Source organism: Streptomyces sp. UH6 (assembly GCF_013421635.1).
Taxonomy (GTDB): Bacteria; Actinomycetota; Actinomycetes; order Streptomycetales; family Streptomycetaceae; genus Streptomyces; species Streptomyces abyssomicinicus.
Map to the genome: position 1 here is coordinate 1 of NZ_JACADT010000689.1, position 3078 is coordinate 3078.

At 73.3% G+C, this 3078-nt stretch carries 1 protein-coding gene; it reads right to left on the reverse strand.

Annotated features, from left to right (window positions below; translation table 11 throughout):
* Positions 1 to 2596: alpha-glucan family phosphorylase (gene glgP, locus HW445_RS24320; RefSeq protein ID WP_180223084.1), on the reverse strand; the 2596-nt coding region annotated here is incomplete at its 3' end.
* Positions 2597 to 3078 lie beyond the last annotated feature (482 nt).

Here is a 3078-nt window from a genome sequence, read left to right on the forward strand (position 1 = left end):
CCACTTCCTCCGCCGGAAGGGCGACCAGGCCCAGCTCCGCGCCGGAGGCGAGCAGCCGGTGCGCGGGCAGCACCCGCACCGTGTAGCCGAAGGGCCCCGTCCGGTCCAGGGTCAGCGGGCCCTCGTAGACCCGGTCGCCCTCCGTGTCCGGCCCGTGGGACACCGGCTTCAGCGGGACGGTGGTGGGGGCGGTCAGCCGGTCCTCCGCGTCGACCCGGCCCGCGGCGGCCTGGACCTCCACGTCCTCCGGGGAGAGCCCGCCGAGCCCGACCCGCACCCGCAGGGTCAGGGTGGCCCCGAGTTCGGCGGTGCTGGCCGCGGACGAGGTCTCCACGTGGCCCACCCGGACGGCCGGCCAGCCACCGCGGACCCTCGCCTTCCACTCCGCCAGTTCGCGCGCCGCATCGGCCGTCATCGCCCGGTGCGAGCGCGCGGCGGGCGCGTAGAGCCGCTCCACGTACTCGCGCACCATCCGCCCCGCCAGCACCTTGGGCCCCAGGTGGGTGAGGGTCCGCCGGACCATCTCGATCCACCGGTCGGGCAGTTGGGTGGAGCCGCCCTTCTCGTAGAACCGGGGCGTGACCCGCTGCTCCAGCAGGTCGTACAGGGCGGCGGCCTCCAGGTCGTCCCGCCGCTCGGGGCCGGTGCCGGTGCCGTCGGCGGTGGGGATCGCCCAGCCGAAGTCCGGCTGGTACCACTCGTCCCACCAGCCGTCCAGGACCGAGAGGTTGAGGCCGCCGTTGAGCGCCGACTTCATCCCGCTAGTGCCGCACGCCTCCAGCGGGCGGAGCGGATTGTTCAGCCAGATGTCGCAGCCCGGGTACAGCTTCTGCGCCATGCCCATGCCGTAGTCGGGCAGGAAGACGATCCGGTGCCGCACCCGCGGGTCGTCGGCGAACCGCACCAGTTCCTGGATCAGGCGCTTCCCGCTCTCGTCGGCCGGGTGCGCCTTGCCCGCCACCACCAGCTGCACCGGCCGTTCGGGGTGCAGCAGCAGCGACCGCAGCCGTTCGTGGTCGCGCAGCATCAGGGTGAGCCGCTTGTAGGACGGCACGCGGCGGGCGAAGCCGATGGTCAGCACGTCGGGGTCGAGCACGCCGTCGATCCAGCCGAGTTCGGCGTCCCCGGCGCCGCGCTGCCGCCAGGCCTCGCGCAGCCGCCGCCGGACCTCCTCCACCAGCTGTCCGCGCAGCGACCGGCGCAGCTCCCAGATCTCCTCGTCGGAGATCTCCGCCACGCCGTCCCACCGCTCGGAGCCGCCGACGCTCAGCGCCTCCTCGGCCCGCCGCTCGCCGACGCCGCGCGCGCCGAGCCGGAGCACCTCGGGGGCCACCCAGGTGGGCGCGTGGACGCCGTTGGTGACGGAGGTGATCGGCACCTCCTCGGGGTCGAATCCCGGCCAGAGTCCGGCGAACATCTCCCGGCTCACCCTGCCGTGCAGCAGCGAGACGCCGTTGGCCCGCTGGGCCAGGCGCAGGCCCATCACCGCCATGTTGAAGACGCCCGGGTCGCCGCCGGGGTAGGTCTCGGCGCCCAGCCGGAGCACCCGGTCGACGTCGATCCGCGGCAGCTCGCCGTCCTGCCCGAACTGGCGGGCGACCAGGTTGCGGTCGAACCGGTCGATGCCCGCCGGCACGGGGGTGTGGGTGGTGAAGACCGTCCCGGCCCGGACCGCCTCCAGGGCGGCGTCGAAGTCCAGTCCCTCGGAGACGAGTTCGTGGATGCGTTCCAGGCCGAGGAAGCCGGCGTGTCCCTCGTTGGTGTGGAACACCTCGGGCCGGGGGTGGCCGGTGAGCTCGCAGTACTCGCGTACCGCCCGGACACCTCCTATGCCGAGCAGCATCTCCTGGAGCAGCCGGTGCTCACTGCCCCCGCCGTACAGCCGGTCGGTGACGCCGCGTTCGCCGGCCCCGTTGTCCTCGACGTCGGAGTCGAGCAGCAGCAGCGGCACCCGGCCCACCTGGGCGAGCCAGATCCTGGCCCGCAGCGAGGTGCCGCCTGGCAGGGCGAGCGAGACGTGGGCGGGGGTGCCGTCGGCGCGGGCGAGCGGGGTGAGGGGCAGCTCGTTGGGGTCGAGCACCGGGTAGTGCTCCTGCTGCCAGCCGTCGCGGGAGAGCGACTGGCGGAAGTACCCGTGCCGGTAGAGCAGCCCCACGCCGATCAGCGGGACGCCGAGGTCGGAGGCGGCCTTGAGGTGGTCGCCCGCCAGGATGCCGAGGCCGCCGGAGTACTGCGGGAGGGCGGCGGTGATGCCGAACTCCGGCGAGAAGTAGGCCACGGCGGCGGGCAGGCCGTCGGACTGCTCCTGGTACCAGCGCGGGCCCCCGGTGTACTCGGCGAGGTCCTCGGCGACCGCGGCCAGCCGGGCCGTGAACCCGGCGTCCCCGGCGAGTTCGGCGAGCCTGGCCGGCGGGACGCTGCCCAGCAGACGCACCGGATCGCCGCCGCAGGCCGCCCAGCGTTCGGGATCGACCGACCGGAAGAGGTCACGGGTCCCGGCGTGCCACGACCAGCGCAGGTTTCGCGCCAGATCGCTGAGCGGGCGGAGGGGTTGGGGGAGGACGGGTCGGACGGTGAATCGACGGATCGCCTTCACGTTTCCACCTCGGCTGGGCGTGCGGAGGAGGGACACATCCGTACGAATGTGTCCCCGTCGTCACCCCAGACGGTATCCGCGCGGAGCCGGATCAACCACGGCGCGCGGCTTTCCGGCGTGCCGCCGGAGCACGCGGGGCACGAGGCCGCACAACGTGCCACGACGCGCGGGGCGTGCGGGTGAAATACCCGCCGCCAGGCCGGGAATACGACGAACGACGTACACGTCCGTCTCGTCTCGATCGGGCATGAGTCCGGTCTTGTGCTCCCGGATACGCATGAGTAGTTAACAAAGCGCCGGATTGCTCACCCGAAGAGGGTGGGAAGGCTCCCCCGGTACCCCCTTCGGTGGCTCTCGCGGGAACCGCCTCCCACATCTCCCCATCCGCCCACCCACGTTGACGCGGAGGAGTGGTCATGCCCGCCACACATCGTCCGACGGCCCGTACCACGGAGCCGGACGCAGCAGCCCGCCCACGTCCG